Below are 18,460 nucleotides of genomic sequence, written 5' to 3'. Positions count from 1 at the left end.
CTTGGTCGGGCTTCAAAGGCGCTGGTCGCAATGGGCACGATAGCCACAGTGCGCGCAACGGATAACCTCGTTATGGGAACGCACGAGCGTGCGCGGGGTGGCATTTTGCATTTCGGTCAGCAGGTCGCGCAGGGTTTGCTCGGCCTGTGGCGTGTAATCAATGGCGAAAGTGCGATTGCGATAACGCAGCACACCGTAGGGTGGACGGTGGCCAGTATGACTTTCAATTAACAAGCAATAGGCCAAAACCTGGTAGATATGCCCTAGATGGGGTTGTAAAGGGGCTTCACGGGCTTTGACTTCGACCGGGATAAGCACATCCCCCTGTTGAACCACATAATCCGGCTTACCGCTCAGGCCGGTTTGGGGATCGAACAACACCCGCTCGGTGGGGCGCAACGGGTGTAGATCGGTGTAAAGCAGGCGTCCGAGAGGGAGGCCGGCGCGCTGTTGTTCACGCCGCCCTTGCCAGAGCAGGAACAACGCTACCAGGACTAGAAGGGAGACAAAAATCAGCCCAATGGTCATTGAAGCCAATATAAGGTTACTAGGGCTACCAATAAGAGCGTTGCAAGCAACAACAGCCCCCAACCGGCCAGTTGGAGCAAGCGGGCGCGAAAAACACGCCGCCCGTGGGCCGCATGGAAGATCTCACCGGCCTGCATCTGGGTGAGGTTGGCTGATTCCACCCCCTGTAAACGATACCACCAGGCACGGTGACAGTAGAGATACGTAACCAGATCAGAGGCGCGAATCGGGCGCGGACTCATCGCTGGTTTCAGGCAACTGCTGGGCCAGGCGGTTGAGGGCCAGCTGTAGCCGCTCTTCACGCAGGCTCAGGGTCAAATCACCGCGGGTGCGTTCCACGATACCGCGCACTAGGTCGGTCTGGCGACGTAGGTTGTTGGTTAACGCGTCCGGATAATCCAGGGTTACCAGCAGGTTGTAAATTTCGTCCATCCAGGTCAGCAGGCGCTCGGCCTCTTCGGAATAGCCCTGGCGTAGGATATCCAAGCAGCGGCGGCGCAGCTCGCCCACCACCTCGGCTAAGCCGTTGAGATAGATGGCATAATCCAAATTCAGCGCTTCGGGCGTGGGAAGCGGGCGGTTCTCAATGATGGCACAGGTGAGGGTGGCCTCAGCGTATTCTTTGAGCGCATCCTGGGTGTACCCGGCATAGAAAATCTGGGGGTAGGTTTGTGCCAGGCCCTGCAACTGCTCCGCCAGGGCACGCGCCTGAGCCAAAAAGGCATCGGCTTGGTCGCTCGCGCTACGATGAATAGCGCGGATGGCGTACGCCGAGGCGCGTGTCAGTTGGCGCGCCTGGGTGAGGGCGGCCTCGCGGGTCTGATTCAGCGCATCCAGCGTGGCGTGCACCTGGCGGGCAAAGGCTTCAAAATCATCTATCTTCATCTTAGCGGCCATTTAGAAAGGGAGATTATCCCCCCCCTCGACATCTTCTAGGGGCTCGGTTTCGGGAATGACCCCCTCCGCGGTTTCTCCCCGGGCGCTGAGGAATTTCACGGTTTGAGCCCGCACCTCGAAGGAAGCGCCGGCTGTGCCATCTCGGCGCTGGAAGATGCGCGGGCTACCCGTAGAAGTATCGGGGATGAGGGTGCCCTCGACCAGGACGCGGCTACCTTGGCGCAGGTATTGGCTGCACGATTCGGCTTGTTTTCCCCATACCGTCACTCTGAACCAAATCGTTTCGGTTACCGTTTGACCATCCGCATCGGTATAGCGGCGATTAGATGCAACCGAAAAACTGGTGACAGGTTGTCCATTAAGCGTAAAGCGCATTTCAGGATCGCGCCCCAAGTTGCCCACAATAATGATCTTATGATACATCCCTGGCCTCCTCTAGAGCCTCGCAGAAGATTCCTTACACGTCACAGAGCTGCCCAATGTTTTAATGCTCTATGAGATGAAGGATGTATTTATTATACTGCATGCCCAGGGGTAAACCGAAAAAGAAAGAGCGCTTTATGCACATCCGCTCGTTTTGTCTTGTGGCGCAGCCGGTGTCACCGGTCGTATTTTGGGACTGCGCCGCTGCTTGATGAAGTAATCCAATGTCACTGCTAAGATGAACACCAAACCTTTGATCACTTGCTGGTTGTATGAGGGTACCTCCAGCAGGTTAAGCCCGTTCGAAAGCACACCGATGATGAATGCGCCGGCCAGGGTGCCCGGGATACTCCCTACGCCGCCGGCCAGGCTGCTCCCACCTAATACTGCCGCTGCGATGGCATCCAGTTCCAGCCCCACCCCAATGTTGGGCTGGGCCGACCACAATCGCGCGGTGAGGATCAAGCCGCTCAGCGCGGCGGTGGCACCGCTAATCATGTACACACACAACTTGACCATACCCACGCTTACGCCCGCCAGGCGGGTGGTCTCTTCACCCCCACCAACGGCGTAGATGTGCAATCCCAGCGCTGTTTGCGAGAGCAGCAGATGAATCAACACCGCTACCACCAGCAGAACCCATACCGGCAGTGGTACCCCGAGCAGGCTATCACTACCCCAGAAAGTAAAGGCGCGGTCCAACCCGGCAATTGGGCGTCCCTGAGTATAGACCAGAGTAAGTCCGCGCGCAATGGCCATGGTGGCCAAGGTGGCGACAAAAGGCGGGATGCGGCCCCACACAATCATCGCTCCATTAAGCAGGCCGATCCCCGCGCCCGCTAGCAGGCCGATCAGCAAACCCGGATAGGTCCCCAGTCCACCCCGCGTCGCGAGCCCTGCTGCTAGTGCCCCGCTCAGTGCAGCTACTGACCCCACCGAAAGATCAATGCCGCCCGTTATGATGGTCAATGTCATCCCCATCGCGGCCAATGCCACCAGGGTAGATTGCAGCGCCACCGTGAGCAGGTTATTTAGGGTTAGAAAATCCGGTGAAAGGATGGCGAATCCCACTCCAATCGCCACAAGGATCGCGTAGGTACTGTTACGGCGCAGAAACTCACCCAGGCCAGGGGCAGGGTTCAGTGGCTGGCTCATGCTGCTACCCTCCGTTCCAGTTGTCCGGTTGCTGCCTGCATGATCAAGTCTTGGGTGGCCTCCTCACGGCTAAATTCAGCCACGATGCGCCCCTCGTGCATGACCAAAATGCGGTCACTGACGCCCAAAATTTCCGGCAATTCCGAGGAAATCATCAGAATTGCCATGCCTTGAGCGGCCAATTCGCTCATCAAAGCGTGAATCTCAGCCTTGGCCCCCACATCTACGCCGCGGGTGGGTTCATCCAGAATCAGCACTTTCGGGTTGAGGGTCAACCAACGCGAAATGACCACTTTTTGCTGGTTGCCACCCGAAAGATGACGCACGCGCTGATTCAAGCTTGGGGTACGCACGCGAAGACGTTCGATGATGGTTTTAACCATCTGGTTGATGCGCCGATAATCAATAAAACCCAGCCGCGAGAGGCGTTCCAACAGACTGGCTCCAGCGTTAAAGCGCACGCTCTGCCCCAGGAATAGCCCCTGTGATTTGCGATCCTCCGGTACCAACCCAATGCCCAGGCGAATAGCGTCGCGGGGGGAACGAATATCCACCTTTCGTCCATCTATCCAAATTTCACCGGCCTCAGCGCGGTCGGCGCCAAAGAGCAGGCGTGCCAAGTTCGTGCGCCCCGCTCCGACCAACCCTGCCAAGCCGACAATCTCGCCCTGATACAGTTCCAGGCTGACCCCACGTACTTCGCGCCCGGCGTGCAGGTTTACCGCGCGCAAGACTGGCTCACCGCGCCGGGTGGGCACCTTGGGGAAGAACTCGGTCAGTTCGCGCCCAACCATCAAGCGTACTACGTCTGCCGGGGTGAAGTCGCGTGCCGGTCCTACCGCCACCAATTGCCCATCTCGCATCACGGCAATTCGGTCTGCCAGTTTAAAAACCTCTTCCAGACGATGGGAGATGTAAATCAAAGCCACGCCTTGATCGCGCAATGCTCGTACCAAGCGGAAGAGCGTCTCTGTCTCGCGCTCGGTGAGGGCACTGGTTGGTTCATCCAGGGCAATCAGGCGTGCATTGTAAGAAAGGGCTTTGGCAATCTCCACCAGTTGCCGCTGGGCGATGCTCAAATCGGCTACCCGCGCCTGCACCGGCACATCAATCCCCAAGCGATCCAATTCGGCCTGAGCCTGGTCATAAAGGCGCTTCCAATCCACCCAAAAGCGCCAACGCCGCGGCTCGCGCCCCAAGAAGATGTTCTGTCCTACCGTCAGTTGGGGGATCAGCGCCAGTTCCTGGTGAATCATGGTGATGCCCAATTCCAGCGCCTGGCGTGGTGAAGTGATGGAGACCGGTTGGCCTTCGAGGTAAATCTTGCCGGAATCCAGCGGCACCACGCCATTGATGATGTTCATCAGGGTGGATTTACCGGCCCCGTTTTCCCCAACCAGGGCAAGGATCTCACCACCATAGACGTCCAAACTAACATCATTAACCGCCTGGACACCAGGAAAGGCTTTTGAAACATGTTCTAGTCGTAAGCGTGGGATGGTTTCGTGCATATCACCTCGGCGGGAATGTAGGGGGCGAGACAACTCGCCCCCCACAGCGCAATGCCCCGGGTTACTTAACGGTGTCCTTGGTGACCAGCGAGAGCGGTACCGGGATGTACGACTCGACCTTCTCGCCCTTGAGGTACTTGACGGCGGTTTCGACGGCGAGTTGGCCCATGAGGGCGGGTTGCTGGGCGACGGTGGCGGCCAGTTTGCCGTCCTTCACAGCCTGGACAGCGTCGTCAATGGCATCGAAGCCGACGAAGACGATGCCGGTGCGGCCGGCGGCCTCAGCGGCCTGGATGGCGCCGAGCACCATCTCATCGTTGTGGGCGAAGACGCCGGCGATGTCGGGCTGGGCCTGGAGGATGTTCTCGAAGACCTTGAGGCCCTTATCGCGGTTGAAGTCGGCGGTCTGTTGGGCGACGATCTTGGCGTCCTTGCAGTTCTGGCTCATGTACTCGTTGAAGCCCTTGCCGCGATCACGGGCGGCGGAGGTGCCGGCGATCCCCTGGAGTTCGACCACGTTGCCCTTGCCACCGATGGCCTTGCAGAGGAACTCTGCGGCCATGCGCCCGCCGGCGACGTTGTCGGAGGCGATGTGGCTGACGACCTGGCCGCCGTTGGCGCCGCGGTCAACGGTGAAGACGGGGATGCCGGCAGCGTTAGCCTTCTGGATGGCGGGGACGACGGCATCGGAGTCGGTGGGGTTGATGAGGAGGGCAGAGACCTTCTTGTTGATGAGGTCTTCGATGCCGGCGGTCATCTTAGCCGAATCGTCCTGGGCATCCACGACGATCAGTTTGACGCCTGCGGCATCGGCAGCTTTCTGCGCACCATCGCGCAGGGTGACGAAGAAGGGGTTGTTGAGGGTCGAGAGCACCAACCCCAGCGTGATCTCACCGGCAGGCTTGGGCGGGGTCACACCCAGCGATTCGGCCGTCACCAGGTTGAGCGGGACGGGGACGTACGACTCGACCTTCTCGCCCTTGAGGTACTTGACGGCGGTTTCGACGGCGAGTTGGCCCATGAGGGCGGGTTGCTGGGCGACGGTGGCGGCCAGTTTGCCGTCCTTCACAGCCTGGACAGCGTCGTCAATGGCATCGAAGCCGACGAAGACGATGCCGGTGCGGCCGGCGGCCTCAGCGGCCTGGATGGCGCCGAGCACCATCTCATCGTTGTGGGCGAAGACGCCGGCGATGTCGGGCTGGGCCTGGAGGATGTTCTCGAAGACCTTGAGGCCCTTATCGCGGTTGAAGTCGGCGGTCTGTTGGGCGACGATCTTGGCGTCCTTGCAGTTCTGGCTCATGTACTCGTTGAAGCCCTTGCCGCGATCACGGGCGGCGGAGGTGCCGGCGATCCCCTGGAGTTCGACCACGTTGCCCTTGCCACCGATGGCCTTGCAGAGGAACTCTGCGGCCATGCGCCCGCCGGCGACGTTGTCGGAGGCGATGTGGCTGACGACCTGGCCGCCGTTGGCGCCGCGGTCAACGGTGAAGACGGGGATGCCGGCAGCGTTAGCCTTCTGGATGGCGGGGACGACGGCATCGGAGTCGGTGGGGTTGATGAGGAGGGCAGAGACCTTCTTGTTGATGAGGTCTTCGATGCCGGCGGTCATCTTAGCCGAATCGTCCTGGGCATCCACGACGATCAGTTTGACGCCTGCGGCATCGGCAGCTTTCTGCGCACCATCGCGCAGGGTGACGAAGAAGGGGTTGTTGAGGGTCGAGAGCACCAACCCCAGCGTGATCTCACCGCTAGGGGCGGCGGTTGGGGTCGCGGCGGGTTGGGCCGGCGCGCAGGCCGCCAGAACCATGGCCGCTAGGACCAACAGATGGAATAACCAGGTTACACGTTTCATCTTTCTCCTCCTTTCTTACCGAGGTTTAGATAAGTTGATTAGACGACTAAATGTTAACTGAACCAATCTTTGGATCACAATTTTTTTCGCTTCCAACCTCCTTTCCAGGCCCGCTTAGCGTGAGGGCGGGCTGAATGCTTTGTACAGCAAAAGTGCCAGGGCAATCACCACCCCCTTGACGACCTGCTCCCACAGCGGGGACACATTGAGCAGGTTGAGGCCGTTGTTGAGGGTTTCGATCAACAACGCCCCCAACAGAGTTCCGCCCAAACCGCCTTCACCGCCGGCAAAACTGGTGCCACCGACAACCACGGCGGCAATAGCGTTGAACTCATATCCTTGGCCGATGATAGGTTGTGCGGAGTCCAGGCGCGCTACCAGTACTAGCCCGGCCAGTGCAGCACAGAACCCCGAGATCGCATAAACCAACACGGTGATGCGCTCGGTAGGTATGCCGGCCAGGCGCGCAGCGGTCGGATTATCCCCCAGCAGGTAGATATAGGCGCCATAGCGGGTGCGGGTGAGGAAGATCCACCCCAGCAAGAAGACCAGCGCTGTCAACACGATGGGCACGGGGAGGCCGCTCACCACACCGGTGCCGATCCAGCGGAAGGTCGCCGGTAGCCCGGTGATTGGTTGCCCCTGGGTGTACATCAGGGTCAATCCACGCGCCACGGTGAGCATGCCCAACGTGGCAATAAAGGGCGGGATGCGCGCCTTGGTAATCATCAACCCGTTAATGACGCCCAACAGTGTGCCGATGCCCAACGCCGCCAGCACCGCCAGCCCAACCGGCTGCCCTTGTTTCATGAGCGAGGCGCCGATGGTCACAGCCAGAGCCAGCACCGAACCCACCGAGAGGTCAATCCCTCCGGTGAGAATGACCAGAGTCATGCCCACGCTGACGATGCCATTGATGGTGGCCTGGCGCAGGATGTTGATAAGGTTTGAGGCCGTGAGAAAACGATCCGAAAGCAGCGTCAGCGCCAGCATCAACAGCATGAATGAGAAGAGCAGTCCGAAGCGCTGAATGAAGGCGCGGCGATCAAAGTGAAGCGCAGCCGGTTGAGTTACCGTCATCATCCACTCCATTCAACGGGGTTAAAATACCACCCCAGCCACCAAGATGATGTTGGCGTAAGGGGTGAACTCACCCGTGCGCACCACGGCGCGGGCGCGGTGGCACAAATCTTTCAATTCCTCATGACTGACCTGTTCAAAAGGCACGCCGGGCAGCAGAGCTTGCAAATTCTGCATCACCTGAGGACTGACGCGCACGGTCTCGTTAGCGATGATGGCCCGTTCGACCTGCATCTCGCTGAGTACCGTGCGCACCGTCTCAATGAAACCGGGCACACCACGGGTCAGCGCCAGGTCAATCCGGTAGGTCTCGGCAGGGATGGGCAACCCGGCATCGGCGATGACAACCATATCGCCGTGCCCCAGGCTGGCAATGAGTTCGGAAAGGGCGGTGTTGAGCAAGGGGGTCTTCTTCATGGCTGACCTCTCTCTTTCAGGAATTGAAGCAATTCATCCCGGCGCGGCATAGAGGGCTGGGCGCCGGGGCGGGTAACGGCAATGGCGCCGGCGGCATTGCCCCAGATGGCCGCCTCGCGCACGGATTTACCCTCGCTCAGCGCCAGGGCAAACGCACCGGCAAAGGCATCACCAGCAGCCACGGTATCCACGACGGTCACTTTATACGCCGGTAGATGTTCACGTTGGTCTCTTATGGCCAACAGTGCACCTTCCTCACCCAGGGTGACCACCAGGTTGCGCGCGCCCATGGTCTGCACCGCCCGGATGGCGGCTTCGCGGTCGCTTTCACCTCCCGCCAGCAGGGATAACTCGGGTTGGTTGGGGAGCAGGTAATCCACCCGCGCCAGCAAATGGGGCGGCAGGGGGCGGGCCGGAGCGGGATTGAGCACGACCTGTAACCCATAGCGATGCGCCAAGTCGGTGGCGGCTTCCACGGCCTCCAGGGGGCATTCCAGTTGCATCAGCAATACCTCGGCGCCCTTAAAGGCCGCTTCGGCGCCGTAAACATCCTGTGCCGAGACGCGCCAGTTGGCCCCCGAGGCGACAACAATGGTGTTCTGTCCTGCCGCGTCCAGGGTAATCAGGGCGACACCGGTGGGGGCATCCGGATCGCGGCGGATGTAGGTAGTATCTACGCCGTCTTGGGCGACGGTGGCTAGCAAAGCCTCTCCGAAGGCATCTTGCCCGACACGCCCGATCATACGCACCTTGCCCCCCAAGCGCGCCACGGCCACGGCTTGATTGGCACCCTTGCCGCCGGGGAAGGTTTGAAAATCACTGCCGATGATGGTTTCACCGGGCTGGGGGTGGCGCGGCGCCCGCACCACCAGGTCCATGTTTAAACTACCTACGATGACAACCGTTCCACTCATAAGACCCTCCGTGTGGTTTCACGCTCGATCAGGGTGGTGGGGATGACCACGCGCCGCGCCGGTAGATTGCGGTTGGCGATGCGTTCCAGCAACAGGTGCACCGCAGCCTGTCCCAAGGCCACTTTGTCCTGGCGAACGGTGGTCAAGGGGGGGGAGGTGTAAGATGCCAGTTCAATATCATCAAAGCCGATGATGGCGACCACATCCGGCACGGCCAGCTCCAGTTCGGCCAGGGCGCGCAAGGCGCCGATGGCCATCATGTCGTTGCAGGCAAAGATGGCGGTAGGAGGATGGGGAAGTGTGAAGAGGCGCCGTGTTGCCAGGTAACCTGAGCGAGGTGAGAAATCACCCCGCACGATCAAATCTTCCTCCACCTCTAACCCGGCTTCATCGAGCGCCTGTCGGTAACCGATCACGCGCTGGGCGCTGGGGGTGAGGTGGGAAGGCCCGGTGATGCAACCGATGCGCCGATGCCCCAGGCGGATAAGATGACGCGTAGCAAGCAGGCCGCCTTGGAGGTTGTCGGCAAGCACGGTATCCACGTCCAGATGGCTGAGTTGGCGGTCTACCACCACGACTGGGACCTCTTGTCGCACCAGCTCTTCTAATGACTGACTGCGGTCACCCGCGGCAACGAAGATCAATCCGTCCACCTGTTTGGTCGTCAGCACCTCCACATAGAGGCGCTCTTTTTCCAGTTCGTTTTCACTGTTGCCGAGGATAACGTTGTAACCCTCACGGAAGGCGGCATCCTCAATGGCGCGGGCGACCTCGGCAAAGAAAGGGTTGGCGCTATCGGGTAGGATCAGGCCAAGCGTGCGCGTTTCACCGCGGCGCAGAGAGCGCGCCAGGACGTTGGGGCGGTAGCCCAATTCCTCCATGGCTTGCAGCACGCGCTCGCGCGCTTCGGGTGAGACGAAGCGGGTGTTGTTGATGACATGAGAGACAGTGGTGGGGGAGACGCCGGCACGCGCGGCAACTTCACGAATCGTGGGCATGGGACAGGGCTCCGCAAAGGATTGCGCAAAGGTTTGCGCAAACGATTGCATTACCAGTATAGCGATCTTAAAGCTAAAAGTCAATAGGCAATTTTCACCGCTATTCTTGCTTCTGGCTGTAGAGATTGGCCTGTCCTCGATCCTGATGATCTGAGTCGATCTTCAGGCGCACGGCAGTGTCTTAGCAACCATGCTTTTTCACGCCACCGTGTATTGGTCTATCTGGGTTTCTTGTCGTCTATCACGATAATCCTGCCCATCCTCACCCTGACGATGGCTCGGTGGCGAAGATTAGCGGTTGGCGCGGGTCGGTGCCGTCGGCCTCGGGCACAATAAGAGCCCACAATAACCGCATGGCCGCGCCCTCACCCCTGGTGAAATCACGCACCCATTCCGATGGACCGGGCCGGCTGTGAACTTCTCCCTTTGACAAATCTACCCAAAACATTTCTTGTTCCACACGCACACCCCCTTGAGAGAAGAATTCAATCTTCTTAAATGGCTGTAGATAAACAAAAATGTAATTTCTCAACGTCCGATGCGGCTGAATTTTGAATTGCGTCAGAAAGTGATAAACTTTATCATCGAATTGTAAGGGTGATTTCATTTCTGGCGTTCTCGGAGGTTAGGGTGTCCAATCCCCACGTTTCCCGCCCCCGTTTTCCCGAAGGTTATTTACACAATCCCACCCGCTGGTTGGCCTGGGCAGACGTGGAAGCACGACTGCAAGCTGCGCTTCACTACTGGCTGGTGACCGTCTCTTCCCAAGGACGGCCACATGCTGTGCCACTGTGGGGGGTGTGGGTGGGGGACTGTTTCTACTTTGATGGCAGTCCGCGGACCCGTCATGCGCGTAACCTGCACGATAACCCGCAGGTCATCGTGCATCTAGAGAGCGGGGCTCAAGTGGTAATTGTGGAGGGTGAGGGCATGAGCGTGCCACGCCCTGAGCCCGCATTGGCCAAGGCGCTGGCGGTAGCCTATGGCAACAAGTATGCCACACTCGGTTATACGCCAGCGCCCACGCAGTGGGATGAAGGTGGACTGTACCGGGTTGTTCCGCGTAAAGTGCTGGCTTGGAATGATTTCACTCAGGATCCAACGCGTTTCATCTTTCCCTCAGGATAACCCAAATCGGGGAATATAATGGACACGCGTTTCTTCGAGGTCCTTCGCCTGATTCATTCCCGCCTGCGCCATCTCCCTCAGCCCTGGGTGCTTACCGGGAGTCTGGGTATGGCTCTACAAGGGATGCCGGTGGCGGTGCATGATATTGACCTGCAAACCGACCGCATCGGCGCGTATGCCATTGCTGACCGCCTGGTGGAGTTCATCACCCAGCCGGTGCATGAGTGGGTTTCGGAACGCATGCGCTCTCACTTTGGTCGGTTGAACATTCACGGGATCCAGGTTGAAATTATGGGCGATATTCAGAAGTGGGTTGACGGCGCTTGGGAGCCGCCGGTGGATATTGCCCGTTACCGCCATTGGGTGGACTATGAAGGAATACGCATCCCGGTCTTGGATCTGGCATATGAGTATCAGGCCTATCTCAAATTGGGACGGTGGGCCAAGGCGGCACAGATTCGGGCCTGGTTGGAAGCACAAGGGCGTCCCCTTGACCCGCCGTAAGAGGCCTATTCTCACCGTTACAGGGCAGCCTTTTCCCATTCATTTCTTTGACTAGTTCCGGCTCAGTGACGAGGCGGGGATGTTTAAGCGCTGTATTTACGCCGGCGTTCTTCGCGTTCTCGCGCCGCCTGCTCAATGAGATCGTCCAGGTCCAGAGTCTCAATCTCGGGATCAAAAGGCTGGCTGAGCGGCCCTTGTGCCCGCCGATACGCCTGGCCCGCGCTATCCCGTTGCAGGTAGCCGGCATCAATCAAGTAGCGGCGCAGGGTGACGTGATCAATGGGCAGGTTTTGGCCAAAGCGCAGGCACCAGCGCTGTAGATGCTGGTTGATTTCACCCTCCGAGTAGGTGCGATCGGGGGCTAACCCCACGACCGCACTGATCAAGAGCACATGATGATCCTGGGGTTTGCGCGGCCAATCCCGCGCGCTCAATACCAGGGCGGTAAACCGTTGCTTAAATTGGGGGGTCGAGAGGGTTTCCATGGTTATTTTCCTTTGGCTTAAAAAGGGTGTCACACCACTGGACCATCGGCGCCCCACCCATCAGATAGGTCTCGGATTTCAGACCGACCCCGCGGCGCTAAATATGAATGGCGTGCCCCTCGGCGGCGTGGGCAGCTTCCATGATCACCTCGCTCAGGGTGGGGTGCGCATGGACGTTGCGCGCGATTTCAGCGGGAGTCAGTTCCATGCGTTGCGCGAGGGTCAGTTCGGGTAGTAGTTCGGTGACCTCCGGGCCGATCATGTGGGCGCCTAGGATCTCGCCGTATTTGGCATCGGTAATGATCTTGACGAAGCCGCCCGATTCGCCCAATCCCAGCGCCTTACCATTGGCCTGGAAGGGAAAGCGCCCCACCTTGACCTCGTAGCCCTCAGCCCGCGCCTGGGCTTCGGTGAGACCAAATGAGGCGACCTGCGGCTGGCAGTAGGTGGCGCGAGGCATCATACGGTAATCCAGAGTGGTTGTCTCCACCCCGGCGATGTTCTCGGCGCAAACAATACCCTGGGCAGATGCCACATGGGCCAGCATCAGTTTGCCGGTAACATCCCCAATCGCCCAAATGCCGGGGACGTTGGTCGCCATGCGTTCATCAATCGCGATGAAGCCACGCTGATCCAGGTGCACGCCGAGTTCCTCCAACCCTAAGCCCTTGGCGTTGGGGCGAAAGCCAATGGCGACCAGCGCCTGCTCGGCTTCCAGCACCTGGGTTTGTCCTTCGGCGGAGACGGTTACCCGCGCGCCGTTCGGCGTAGCCTCAACCGCTTCGACTTTATGGCCGGTCAGGCAGCGAATACCGCGCTTCTCAAAGACTTTCTTGAGTTCGGCGCTGATTTCTTCGTCTTCCAGCGGCAACAGGCGTGGGAGCATTTCCACGATCGTGACCTGACTACCGTAGGCGCTCCAGATGGTGGCGAATTCCACCCCGATGGCACCGGCGCCAATGATGATCGCCGACGCCGGGCGCTTCTCTTGCAGGATGGCTTCGAGATAGGTCACCACTTTCTCGCCATCTACGGGCCAACCGGCAGGCACGGCCACGCTGGCGCCGGTGGCGATGACGATATTCTTCGCCTTCAGGTCGGTGGTTTTACCGTCTTTATCGGTTATCCGTACGGTGTCGCGGGCAGTGAGTTGGGCGGTTCCCATGTAAACCGTAATGTTGTTCTTCTTCATCAGGAAAGCCACACCGCGGGTGAGGCGGTCGGACACCTGGCGCGAGCGCTTGACCGCAACGCTGTAATCCAGTTGCAGATTTTCAAATGAGAAGCCAAACTCTTTACCGCGTTCGCGCAGGGTGTGGGCGACCTCCGCGTTTTTGAGGAGGGCTTTGGAAGGGATGCAGCCCACATTCAGGCAGACCCCACCGAGCCATTGTTTATCCACAATCGCCGTCTTCAGCCCCAGTTGGGCGGCGCGAATCGCACACACATAACCGCCTGGGCCGGCGCCAAGAACCAGAACGTCATAATCGCTCATAGCAACTCCCTCTTGTGCCTTGATGAGCCTCCCTGCGCGGTAGGGGGGCAGGGAAGCAGGACATTACCCTGGATATTATACCTGGAAGCCGCTCAGGCCTCGGGCCAGGTCTGTAAGGTTTGCACAATCTTGCCTAAAAAGGCATCCGCCACAGCACCATCCAGAATGCGGTGATCAAACGTGAGGGAGAGATAGACCATAGGGCGAATGGCAATGGCGTCCTCGACCACCACCGGGCGAGGGGTGATCTTGCCCACACCCAGGATGGCGCACTGTGGGGGCAGAATAATGGGAGTTGCAAAGAGCGAGCCACCCACGCCGTGATTGGTGATTGTGAAGGTGCCACCTTGAAGATCCTCCGGTGTCAGGCGGCGTCCTCGTGCCCGCGTTGCCAGATCATTGATCGCCCGCGCCATGCCCAGCAGTGAAAGCCCATCCGCCTGGCGAATGACGGGCACGACCAGCCCTTCTTCGCCCAGTGAGACGGCGATGCCTAAGTTGATCGTCTCATAGACGCGGATGCCTTCATCCGTCCATGAGGCGTTGAGCAAGGGGTAAGCCCGCAACGCGGCGACGGTGGCGAGGGCAAAGTAGGCGGTATAGGTCAGGTTAACGCCATCGCGGGCAAAGAGCGGTTTATGGGCGATGTAGTGCGTCACAACGCGCTTGAGGTCGGCTTCCATCACGGTGGTCACATGGGGGATGGTGCGCGCGCTGTACGAAAGGCGCTCGGCGATCTTCTGGCGCATGGGGGTTAGGGGGATGAATCGCCCTTCCGCTGCTTTCGGCGATAGCGCAGGGGGCGCCACCGATGTTTCTTCAGTGGGACGGAAGAGATCGCCCTCACCGGGGGTTTCCCAGACCGCAGGTGCTTCTGGCGTGGTGGTTGGGTGGGTTTCGAGATAACGCAGGACGTCTTTTTTGGTGATCCTTCTCCCCTCGCCTGTGCCTTGAATTTGGCGCAAATCGAGGTTGTGCTCGCGTGCCAGGCGGGCAACCACGGGGGAGATGAAGCCGAGGTCGCGATCGCGCCCCGGCGTTGGGGGTGGCGCACCGGGGGTGGCCGGCGTTTCAGTGGGGGCGGGGCTGACGGTCGCCGCTTCCTCGCCGCTGAGGGTTTCGCCGGCGGCGCCGATCCAGGCTAGCACGGTGCCGGCGCGTACGGTCTGCCCGGCTGGCACCACAATTTGCAGCACGACTCCGCCGGCCGGGCTGGGTATCTCTGAGTCCACTTTATCGGTGCTCACTTCCAGCAGGGGTTCAAATTCGGCCACGGCTTCACCGGGTTGTTTGAGCCAGCGTAAGACCGTACCTTCTACCACCGATTCACCTAACTGAGGCATGATTACAGGGGTTGCCATTGGAGTATCTCCCTAATACCTAATAAGCGGCCAGAGCGCGCAATGCCGCGGCAATTTTTTGCGCGTTGGGCATGAACCAGTCTTGCATGGGAAGGCTGAAGGGCACGCCGGGCACATCCGGCCCGCACAGGCGGCGCACCGGGGCATCTAGTGCCTCAAACGCTTCTTCAGCGATGAGGGCGGCAATCTCGGCGCCGTAACCCCCGGTCAGGTTGTCTTCGTGAACGATGAGAACTTTGCCGGTCTTTTGCACCGATTCCAGAATGGTGGTGCGATCCACCGGGGCCAGGGTGCGTAAATCCACCACTTCGACCTCGATGCCCTCAGCGGCGACCATCTCCGCTGCTTGCAGGGCGTAATAGTGCATCATCCCATAGGTGAAAAGGCTGATGTCGCGGCCGGGACGGGTGATACGCGCCGGGCCAATGGGTACCGTGTAGTCTTCGGCGGGTACCTCGCCCCGCAGCAGGCGATAGCCTTTCTTGGGCTCCAGGAAGAGCACGGGGTTGGGGTCACGCACAGCCGCTTTGAGCAAGCCCTTGGCATCGTAAGGGTTCGAGGGGATCACCACTTTTAGCCCCGGCACGTGAGCAAAGAACGCTTCCACGCTTTGGGAGTGGTACAAACCGCCCCCGATCCCACCTCCGTAGGGTGCGCGGATGACCAGCGGCACGCACCACTCGCCATTCGAACGGTAGCACATGCGGGCGGCCTCATTCACGATTTGATTGAAGGCGGGGAAGATAAAATCGGCGAACTGGATTTCGCAGATGGGGCGCATACCATAGAGCGCCGCGCCGATACCTACCCCCACAATCGAAGCCTCCGCCAGGGGGGAGTCTATGACGCGTTCTGGGCCGTATTTATCATATAAGCCCAGGGTGGCGCGGAAGACCCCGCCCCGTTGGCCCACGTCCTCACCCACGATGAACACTCGCTCGTCGCGGGCCATCTCTTCATCCATGGCCTGTCGAATGGCTTCGACCAGCGTCATCTCAGGCATGAGGCACCTCCGCGCAGAACACAGGACCGGCAGCCTCTTCGGGAGCGGGGTAAGGGGCCTGGGTGGCTTCGTTGACGGCGGTGTCCACCAGTGCCTTGATCTCGGCTTCCATGGCTTGCAAGCGTTCAGCGCTGAGCCAACCTTGCGCTTCCAGGTGCTGGCGCATACGGAGCAGAGGGTCAAGGCGCTTGTGCGCTTCGACCTCTTCGCGTGAGCGATAGGAACGGTCGTCGTCGTCCGAGGAGTGAGGTGTCAGACGGTACATGCGGGCTTCAATCAACGTGGGGCCTTCGCCGCCGCGCGCTTTTTCTACGGCCTGGGCGACGGCGTCATACACAGCCAGCGCATCCGTACCATCCACGGCGATCCCCTCCAACCCCAGGCCGCAGGCTTTGGCCGCTGCTCCCTCCACGGCCATTTGCTTCTCGACCGGTTCGGAGATAGCGTAACGATTGTTTTCGACCATAAAGATCACCGGTAAGCGATGGATGGCCGCCCAGTTAACGGCTTCATACCACTCGCCCTGCGAGGTCGCGCCTTCGCCGATGGTGGTGAGCACCACCTTGTCCTCGCGGCGCATTTTGATTGCCAGGGCGATTCCTACCGCGTGCGAGGTCTGCGTGGCGACCGGTGCAGAATGACTGACGACATTGGCACGGCGCAGACTCCAGTGGCTGGGCATTTGCCGTCCGCCCGAACTGGGTTCGTCGCGTTTTCCCATCAAGCTGAGCATGAACTCGCGCGGGGTGTAACCCAGATAAAGCATCAATGCCAGGTCACGGTAGTAGGGCACCACCCAATCTTCGCCCTTACGCAGGGCAAATGCTGCTCCAATCTGGGCGGCCTCCTGCCCAATCCCGGAGATGTGAAAGGCAATTTTGCCCTGACGATGCAGTACCCACGCCCGTTCGTCCAGGCGGCGTGCCAACAGCATGTACCAGAACATGTCCATCTGCTGTGATTCGATTAGGGTCATGTTAAAGGGCCTCCTTTGATCTGGAAAACCTGTAACAATTGGATTAACATCCTGCAAATAGTGTACTTTACAACCGGGTGCAGGGCAATGAGAGCGTTCCCCTAGCCTAAAACCCCATCGCCGATCCAAAGTAACGGGCAAAACCGTCATAAAGAGGTTGGGGCAAGGTTAAGATATAATCATAGCAACGCATTATCCTCAAGTTTTTCCCCAACCCTATACCTCGGCTTCAGGGAAACCCTCATGCGATCAAAACGCACCTGGATCGGCGTAAGCCTGCTCGGATTCATTGGCGCCCTGGCGTGGGCAGTGGAAAACCAGTTTTTCAACACCTTTGTCTATGATACGATCACCCCTGATCCTCGTCCGATTTCCTGGATGGTGGCTGCCAGTGCCATCACCGCTACTCTGACCAGCATTTTGATGGGTGCGCTTAGCGACCGTACCCGTACCCGTTGGGGCCGGCGGCGTCCTTTTATCCTGCTGGGTTATTTGCTGTGGGGTGTGGCAACCGCGGCTTTCCCTTCCGCGGCGTTGTTTCATCCGATCGGTCTGGCGGTGGGTATGGCCATCCTTTTCGACTGTGTGATGACCTTCTTCGGTTCCACGGCCAACGATGCCGCGCTCAACGCCTATGTGACCGACGTGACCACGCCCAGCAACCGCGGGCGCCTGGTCAGCGTGCTGTATATCACTTCGGCTGTGGCAAACCTGATCATCTACGCCGGCGCGGGAATGATCATCGAACGTTGGGGATATTTCCCGCTTTTCTACCTCATCGGCGGTGGCGTGATCCTGATCGGACTCATCGGCGGGCTACTGATCCAGGAGCCACCTCTGCCCTCTACGCCTGTGGGCAGTTACTGGGGGCAAATTGCTGATACCTTCTGCTGGCGGAGCCTGCGTCAGCACCAGGATTTTTTCCTGCTTTTGTTGGCTATGGGGTTATGGGGGGTGGCGCAACAGATTTTCTTCCCCTATCTGCTCATTTATCTCAACCACTATCTGGATTTACCCCCCAGCACCGCAACATTGCTCATCTTTATCGCCATCTTGTTCGGTAGCATCCTCAGCGCTTACCCGCTGGGGTTGCTCACGGACCGTTGGGGCCGTAAGCGCATGGCAGCGCTGGCAGTCCTGATCGAGATCATCGGCCTGAGTGCGTTTTCTCTGGCGCGATCAGACGCTACCCTGGTATTGACTGGTATCCTCTGGCTTAGTGCCGGTACGGCCTGGGGCATTGCCACGAATGCCTGGAGTAAAGACCTCTTCCCGGAGGATAAGCGCGGTCAATTCGCTGGTTATGTCATCCTCTTTACCGTGGCGTTTACCATGATCCCTGGGCCACTGGTGGGGGGATGGCTGGCAACGCACTATGGCATCCCAACTGTGCTGAACGGCAAGCCGGGCTTCATCCCCACACCGTTGATCTTCCAGGCCGCCGCCGCTGCGACCATCTTGGCTGCCTTGCCCTTGGTGGGGGTGCGCGTTCAGCCCCGCCAAAACACGCCCAACCAGACCTAGGGCAGGATCCATAAGACGTCATGCGGTTCTAGGGGAGCCAACCCCTTTGGGTCAAAGGGACTATCTTGCATTTTGGATTTGCTCTTGAATGTTTTCAATATTGATAATATAATCAATTTTGTTATCAGTGGAGGCGTTATGAATCCATCCTTTGATCGTCGACGGGTCTTTATTTTCATCCTCTTTGCCTTTGGGTTGGCCTGGGCCGT

General features: G+C 59.3%; 19 protein-coding genes and 2 pseudogenes. 3 read left to right on the top strand and 18 right to left on the bottom strand.

The genetic code is table 11. The features are described from left to right. Positions 1–12: 12 nt before the first annotated feature. From AC01YT_RS06850 to AC01YT_RS06790, 13 genes and pseudogenes are all read right to left on the bottom strand, one after another. A complete protein-coding gene (locus AC01YT_RS06850) occupies positions 13–528 on the bottom strand; it encodes a CRISPR-associated protein Cas4 (RefSeq protein WP_476673929.1) in 516 nt (171 codons plus the stop codon). Beyond that, on the bottom strand, positions 525–770 hold the full coding sequence (locus tag AC01YT_RS06845) for a hypothetical protein (RefSeq protein WP_476673927.1): 246 nt from the start codon (positions 768–770) through the stop codon (positions 525–527). Before AC01YT_RS06845 ends, AC01YT_RS06850 begins: the two co-directional genes overlap by 4 nt. Continuing rightward, entirely contained in the window at positions 742–1,425 is a 684-nt protein-coding gene (locus tag AC01YT_RS06840; RefSeq protein ID WP_476673925.1) for a haloacid dehalogenase, read from the bottom strand. The genes AC01YT_RS06845 and AC01YT_RS06840 overlap by 29 nt, the downstream gene beginning before the upstream one ends. Then, positions 1,426–1,848 carry a single-stranded DNA-binding protein gene (locus AC01YT_RS06835; protein ID WP_476673923.1) on the bottom strand — a complete coding sequence of 141 codons (423 nt, stop codon included), beginning with the start codon at positions 1,846–1,848 and terminating at the stop codon, positions 1,426–1,428. Positions 1,849–1,983: 135 nt separating this feature from the next. After that, positions 1,984–3,003, bottom strand: a complete 1,020-nt coding sequence (locus AC01YT_RS06830) for an ABC transporter permease (RefSeq protein ID WP_476673921.1) — start codon at positions 3,001–3,003, stop codon at positions 1,984–1,986. Beyond that, positions 3,000–4,514 (bottom strand): sugar ABC transporter ATP-binding protein, encoded by a 1,515-nt coding sequence (locus AC01YT_RS06825; RefSeq protein ID WP_476673919.1) that lies wholly within the window; start codon positions 4,512–4,514, stop codon positions 3,000–3,002. Before AC01YT_RS06825 ends, AC01YT_RS06830 begins: the two co-directional genes overlap by 4 nt. A 61-nt stretch (positions 4,515–4,575) precedes the next feature. Beyond that, positions 4,576–5,415, bottom strand: a pseudogene (gene rbsB / locus AC01YT_RS06820) (ribose ABC transporter substrate-binding protein RbsB); the annotation flags it as partial. Positions 5,416–5,442: 27 nt separating this feature from the next. Next, positions 5,443–6,366: pseudogene (gene rbsB / locus AC01YT_RS06815) on the bottom strand (ribose ABC transporter substrate-binding protein RbsB); the annotation flags it as partial. Between the two features lie 114 nt (positions 6,367–6,480). Then, on the bottom strand, positions 6,481–7,446 hold the full coding sequence (locus tag AC01YT_RS06810) for an ABC transporter permease (protein WP_476674003.1): 966 nt from the start codon (positions 7,444–7,446) through the stop codon (positions 6,481–6,483). A 21-nt stretch (positions 7,447–7,467) separates the two neighbouring features. Continuing rightward, a complete protein-coding gene (gene rbsD / locus AC01YT_RS06805; RefSeq protein WP_476673917.1) occupies positions 7,468–7,863 on the bottom strand; it encodes a D-ribose pyranase in 396 nt (131 codons plus the stop codon). Then, complete coding sequence (rbsK, locus tag AC01YT_RS06800) at positions 7,860–8,777, bottom strand: ribokinase (RefSeq protein WP_476673915.1); 918 nt, start codon at positions 8,775–8,777, stop codon at positions 7,860–7,862. The genes rbsD and rbsK overlap by 4 nt, the downstream gene beginning before the upstream one ends. Continuing rightward, on the bottom strand, positions 8,774–9,775 hold the full coding sequence (locus tag AC01YT_RS06795; RefSeq protein ID WP_476673913.1) for a LacI family DNA-binding transcriptional regulator: 1,002 nt from the start codon (positions 9,773–9,775) through the stop codon (positions 8,774–8,776). Before AC01YT_RS06795 ends, rbsK begins: the two co-directional genes overlap by 4 nt. Positions 9,776–10,037: 262 nt before the next feature. Beyond that, the gene (locus AC01YT_RS06790; protein ID WP_476673911.1) at positions 10,038–10,382 is read right to left on the bottom strand and encodes an aldehyde ferredoxin oxidoreductase N-terminal domain-containing protein; all 345 of its coding nucleotides are present in this window, start codon (positions 10,380–10,382) and stop codon (positions 10,038–10,040) included. A 23-nt stretch (positions 10,383–10,405) separates the two neighbouring features. On the opposite strand from AC01YT_RS06790, the gene AC01YT_RS06785 reads away from it, so the two are divergent. Together AC01YT_RS06785 and AC01YT_RS06780 are read left to right on the top strand one after the other, a co-directional pair. Further along, positions 10,406–10,903, top strand: coding sequence for a pyridoxamine 5'-phosphate oxidase family protein (locus AC01YT_RS06785; protein WP_476673909.1), 498 nt, complete (start codon positions 10,406–10,408; stop codon positions 10,901–10,903). 18 nt (positions 10,904–10,921) lie between these two features. Then, the gene (locus AC01YT_RS06780) at positions 10,922–11,407 is read left to right on the top strand and encodes a nucleotidyltransferase domain-containing protein (protein ID WP_476673907.1); all 486 of its coding nucleotides are present in this window, start codon (positions 10,922–10,924) and stop codon (positions 11,405–11,407) included. An 83-nt stretch (positions 11,408–11,490) separates the two neighbouring features. Here the strand turns inward: AC01YT_RS06780 and AC01YT_RS06775 are convergent, their stop codons facing one another. The 5 genes from AC01YT_RS06775 to AC01YT_RS06755 all read right to left on the bottom strand — a co-directional run bounded on the left by AC01YT_RS06775 (position 11,491) and on the right by AC01YT_RS06755 (position 16,727). Continuing rightward, on the bottom strand, positions 11,491–11,892 hold the full coding sequence (locus AC01YT_RS06775; protein WP_476673905.1) for a DUF2087 domain-containing protein: 402 nt from the start codon (positions 11,890–11,892) through the stop codon (positions 11,491–11,493). 97 nt (positions 11,893–11,989) lie between these two features. Beyond that, complete coding sequence (gene lpdA / locus AC01YT_RS06770; protein WP_476673903.1) at positions 11,990–13,387, bottom strand: dihydrolipoyl dehydrogenase; 1,398 nt, start codon at positions 13,385–13,387, stop codon at positions 11,990–11,992. A gap of 92 nt (positions 13,388–13,479) precedes the next feature. Next, positions 13,480–14,748, bottom strand: coding sequence for a dihydrolipoamide acetyltransferase family protein (locus tag AC01YT_RS06765; RefSeq protein ID WP_476673901.1), 1,269 nt, complete (start codon positions 14,746–14,748; stop codon positions 13,480–13,482). A gap of 19 nt (positions 14,749–14,767) precedes the next feature. Beyond that, positions 14,768–15,751 (bottom strand): alpha-ketoacid dehydrogenase subunit beta, encoded by a 984-nt coding sequence (locus AC01YT_RS06760; RefSeq protein ID WP_476673899.1) that lies wholly within the window; start codon positions 15,749–15,751, stop codon positions 14,768–14,770. Further along, positions 15,744–16,727: a thiamine pyrophosphate-dependent dehydrogenase E1 component subunit alpha gene (locus AC01YT_RS06755; RefSeq protein ID WP_476673897.1), complete on the bottom strand. Its 984-nt coding sequence runs from the start codon at positions 16,725–16,727 to the stop codon at positions 15,744–15,746. Before AC01YT_RS06755 ends, AC01YT_RS06760 begins: the two co-directional genes overlap by 8 nt. A 243-nt stretch (positions 16,728–16,970) precedes the next feature. Between AC01YT_RS06755 and AC01YT_RS06750 the strand changes: the two genes are divergently transcribed. Beyond that, positions 16,971–18,251 carry an MFS transporter gene (locus AC01YT_RS06750; protein ID WP_476673895.1) on the top strand — a complete coding sequence of 427 codons (1,281 nt, stop codon included), beginning with the start codon at positions 16,971–16,973 and terminating at the stop codon, positions 18,249–18,251. The last annotated feature ends 209 nt before the right edge of the window (positions 18,252–18,460 follow it).

It is taken from the genome of Thermanaerothrix sp. (assembly GCF_056331585.1).
This window is presented reverse-complemented; position numbering and strand designations above follow the sequence as displayed.

Bases quoted from the DNA above. Each gene is read 5' to 3' on its own strand.
- AC01YT_RS06850 (WP_476673929.1), bottom strand. From the start codon at position 528: ATGACCATTGGGCTGATTTTTGTCTCCCTTCTAGTCCTGGTAGCGTTG.
- AC01YT_RS06845 (WP_476673927.1), bottom strand. From the start codon at position 770: ATGAGTCCGCGCCCGATTCGCGCCTCTGATCTGGTTACGTATCTCTAC.
- AC01YT_RS06840 (WP_476673925.1), bottom strand. From the start codon at position 1,425: ATGGCCGCTAAGATGAAGATAGATGATTTTGAAGCCTTTGCCCGCCAG.
- AC01YT_RS06835 (WP_476673923.1), bottom strand. From the start codon at position 1,848: ATGTATCATAAGATCATTATTGTGGGCAACTTGGGGCGCGATCCTGAA.
- AC01YT_RS06830 (WP_476673921.1), bottom strand. From the start codon at position 3,003: ATGAGCCAGCCACTGAACCCTGCCCCTGGCCTGGGTGAGTTTCTGCGC.
- AC01YT_RS06825 (WP_476673919.1), bottom strand. From the start codon at position 4,514: ATGCACGAAACCATCCCACGCTTACGACTAGAACATGTTTCAAAAGCC.
- AC01YT_RS06810 (WP_476674003.1), bottom strand. From the start codon at position 7,446: ATGACGGTAACTCAACCGGCTGCGCTTCACTTTGATCGCCGCGCCTTC.
- rbsD (WP_476673917.1), bottom strand. From the start codon at position 7,863: ATGAAGAAGACCCCCTTGCTCAACACCGCCCTTTCCGAACTCATTGCC.
- rbsK (WP_476673915.1), bottom strand. From the start codon at position 8,777: ATGAGTGGAACGGTTGTCATCGTAGGTAGTTTAAACATGGACCTGGTG.
- AC01YT_RS06795 (WP_476673913.1), bottom strand. From the start codon at position 9,775: ATGCCCACGATTCGTGAAGTTGCCGCGCGTGCCGGCGTCTCCCCCACC.
- AC01YT_RS06790 (WP_476673911.1), bottom strand. From the start codon at position 10,382: ATGAAATCACCCTTACAATTCGATGATAAAGTTTATCACTTTCTGACG.
- AC01YT_RS06780 (WP_476673907.1), top strand. From the start codon at position 10,922: ATGGACACGCGTTTCTTCGAGGTCCTTCGCCTGATTCATTCCCGCCTG.
- AC01YT_RS06775 (WP_476673905.1), bottom strand. From the start codon at position 11,892: ATGGAAACCCTCTCGACCCCCCAATTTAAGCAACGGTTTACCGCCCTG.
- lpdA (WP_476673903.1), bottom strand. From the start codon at position 13,387: ATGAGCGATTATGACGTTCTGGTTCTTGGCGCCGGCCCAGGCGGTTAT.
- AC01YT_RS06765 (WP_476673901.1), bottom strand. From the start codon at position 14,748: ATGGCAACCCCTGTAATCATGCCTCAGTTAGGTGAATCGGTGGTAGAA.
- AC01YT_RS06760 (WP_476673899.1), bottom strand. From the start codon at position 15,751: ATGCCTGAGATGACGCTGGTCGAAGCCATTCGACAGGCCATGGATGAA.
- AC01YT_RS06755 (WP_476673897.1), bottom strand. From the start codon at position 16,727: ATGACCCTAATCGAATCACAGCAGATGGACATGTTCTGGTACATGCTG.
- AC01YT_RS06750 (WP_476673895.1), top strand. From the start codon at position 16,971: ATGCGATCAAAACGCACCTGGATCGGCGTAAGCCTGCTCGGATTCATT.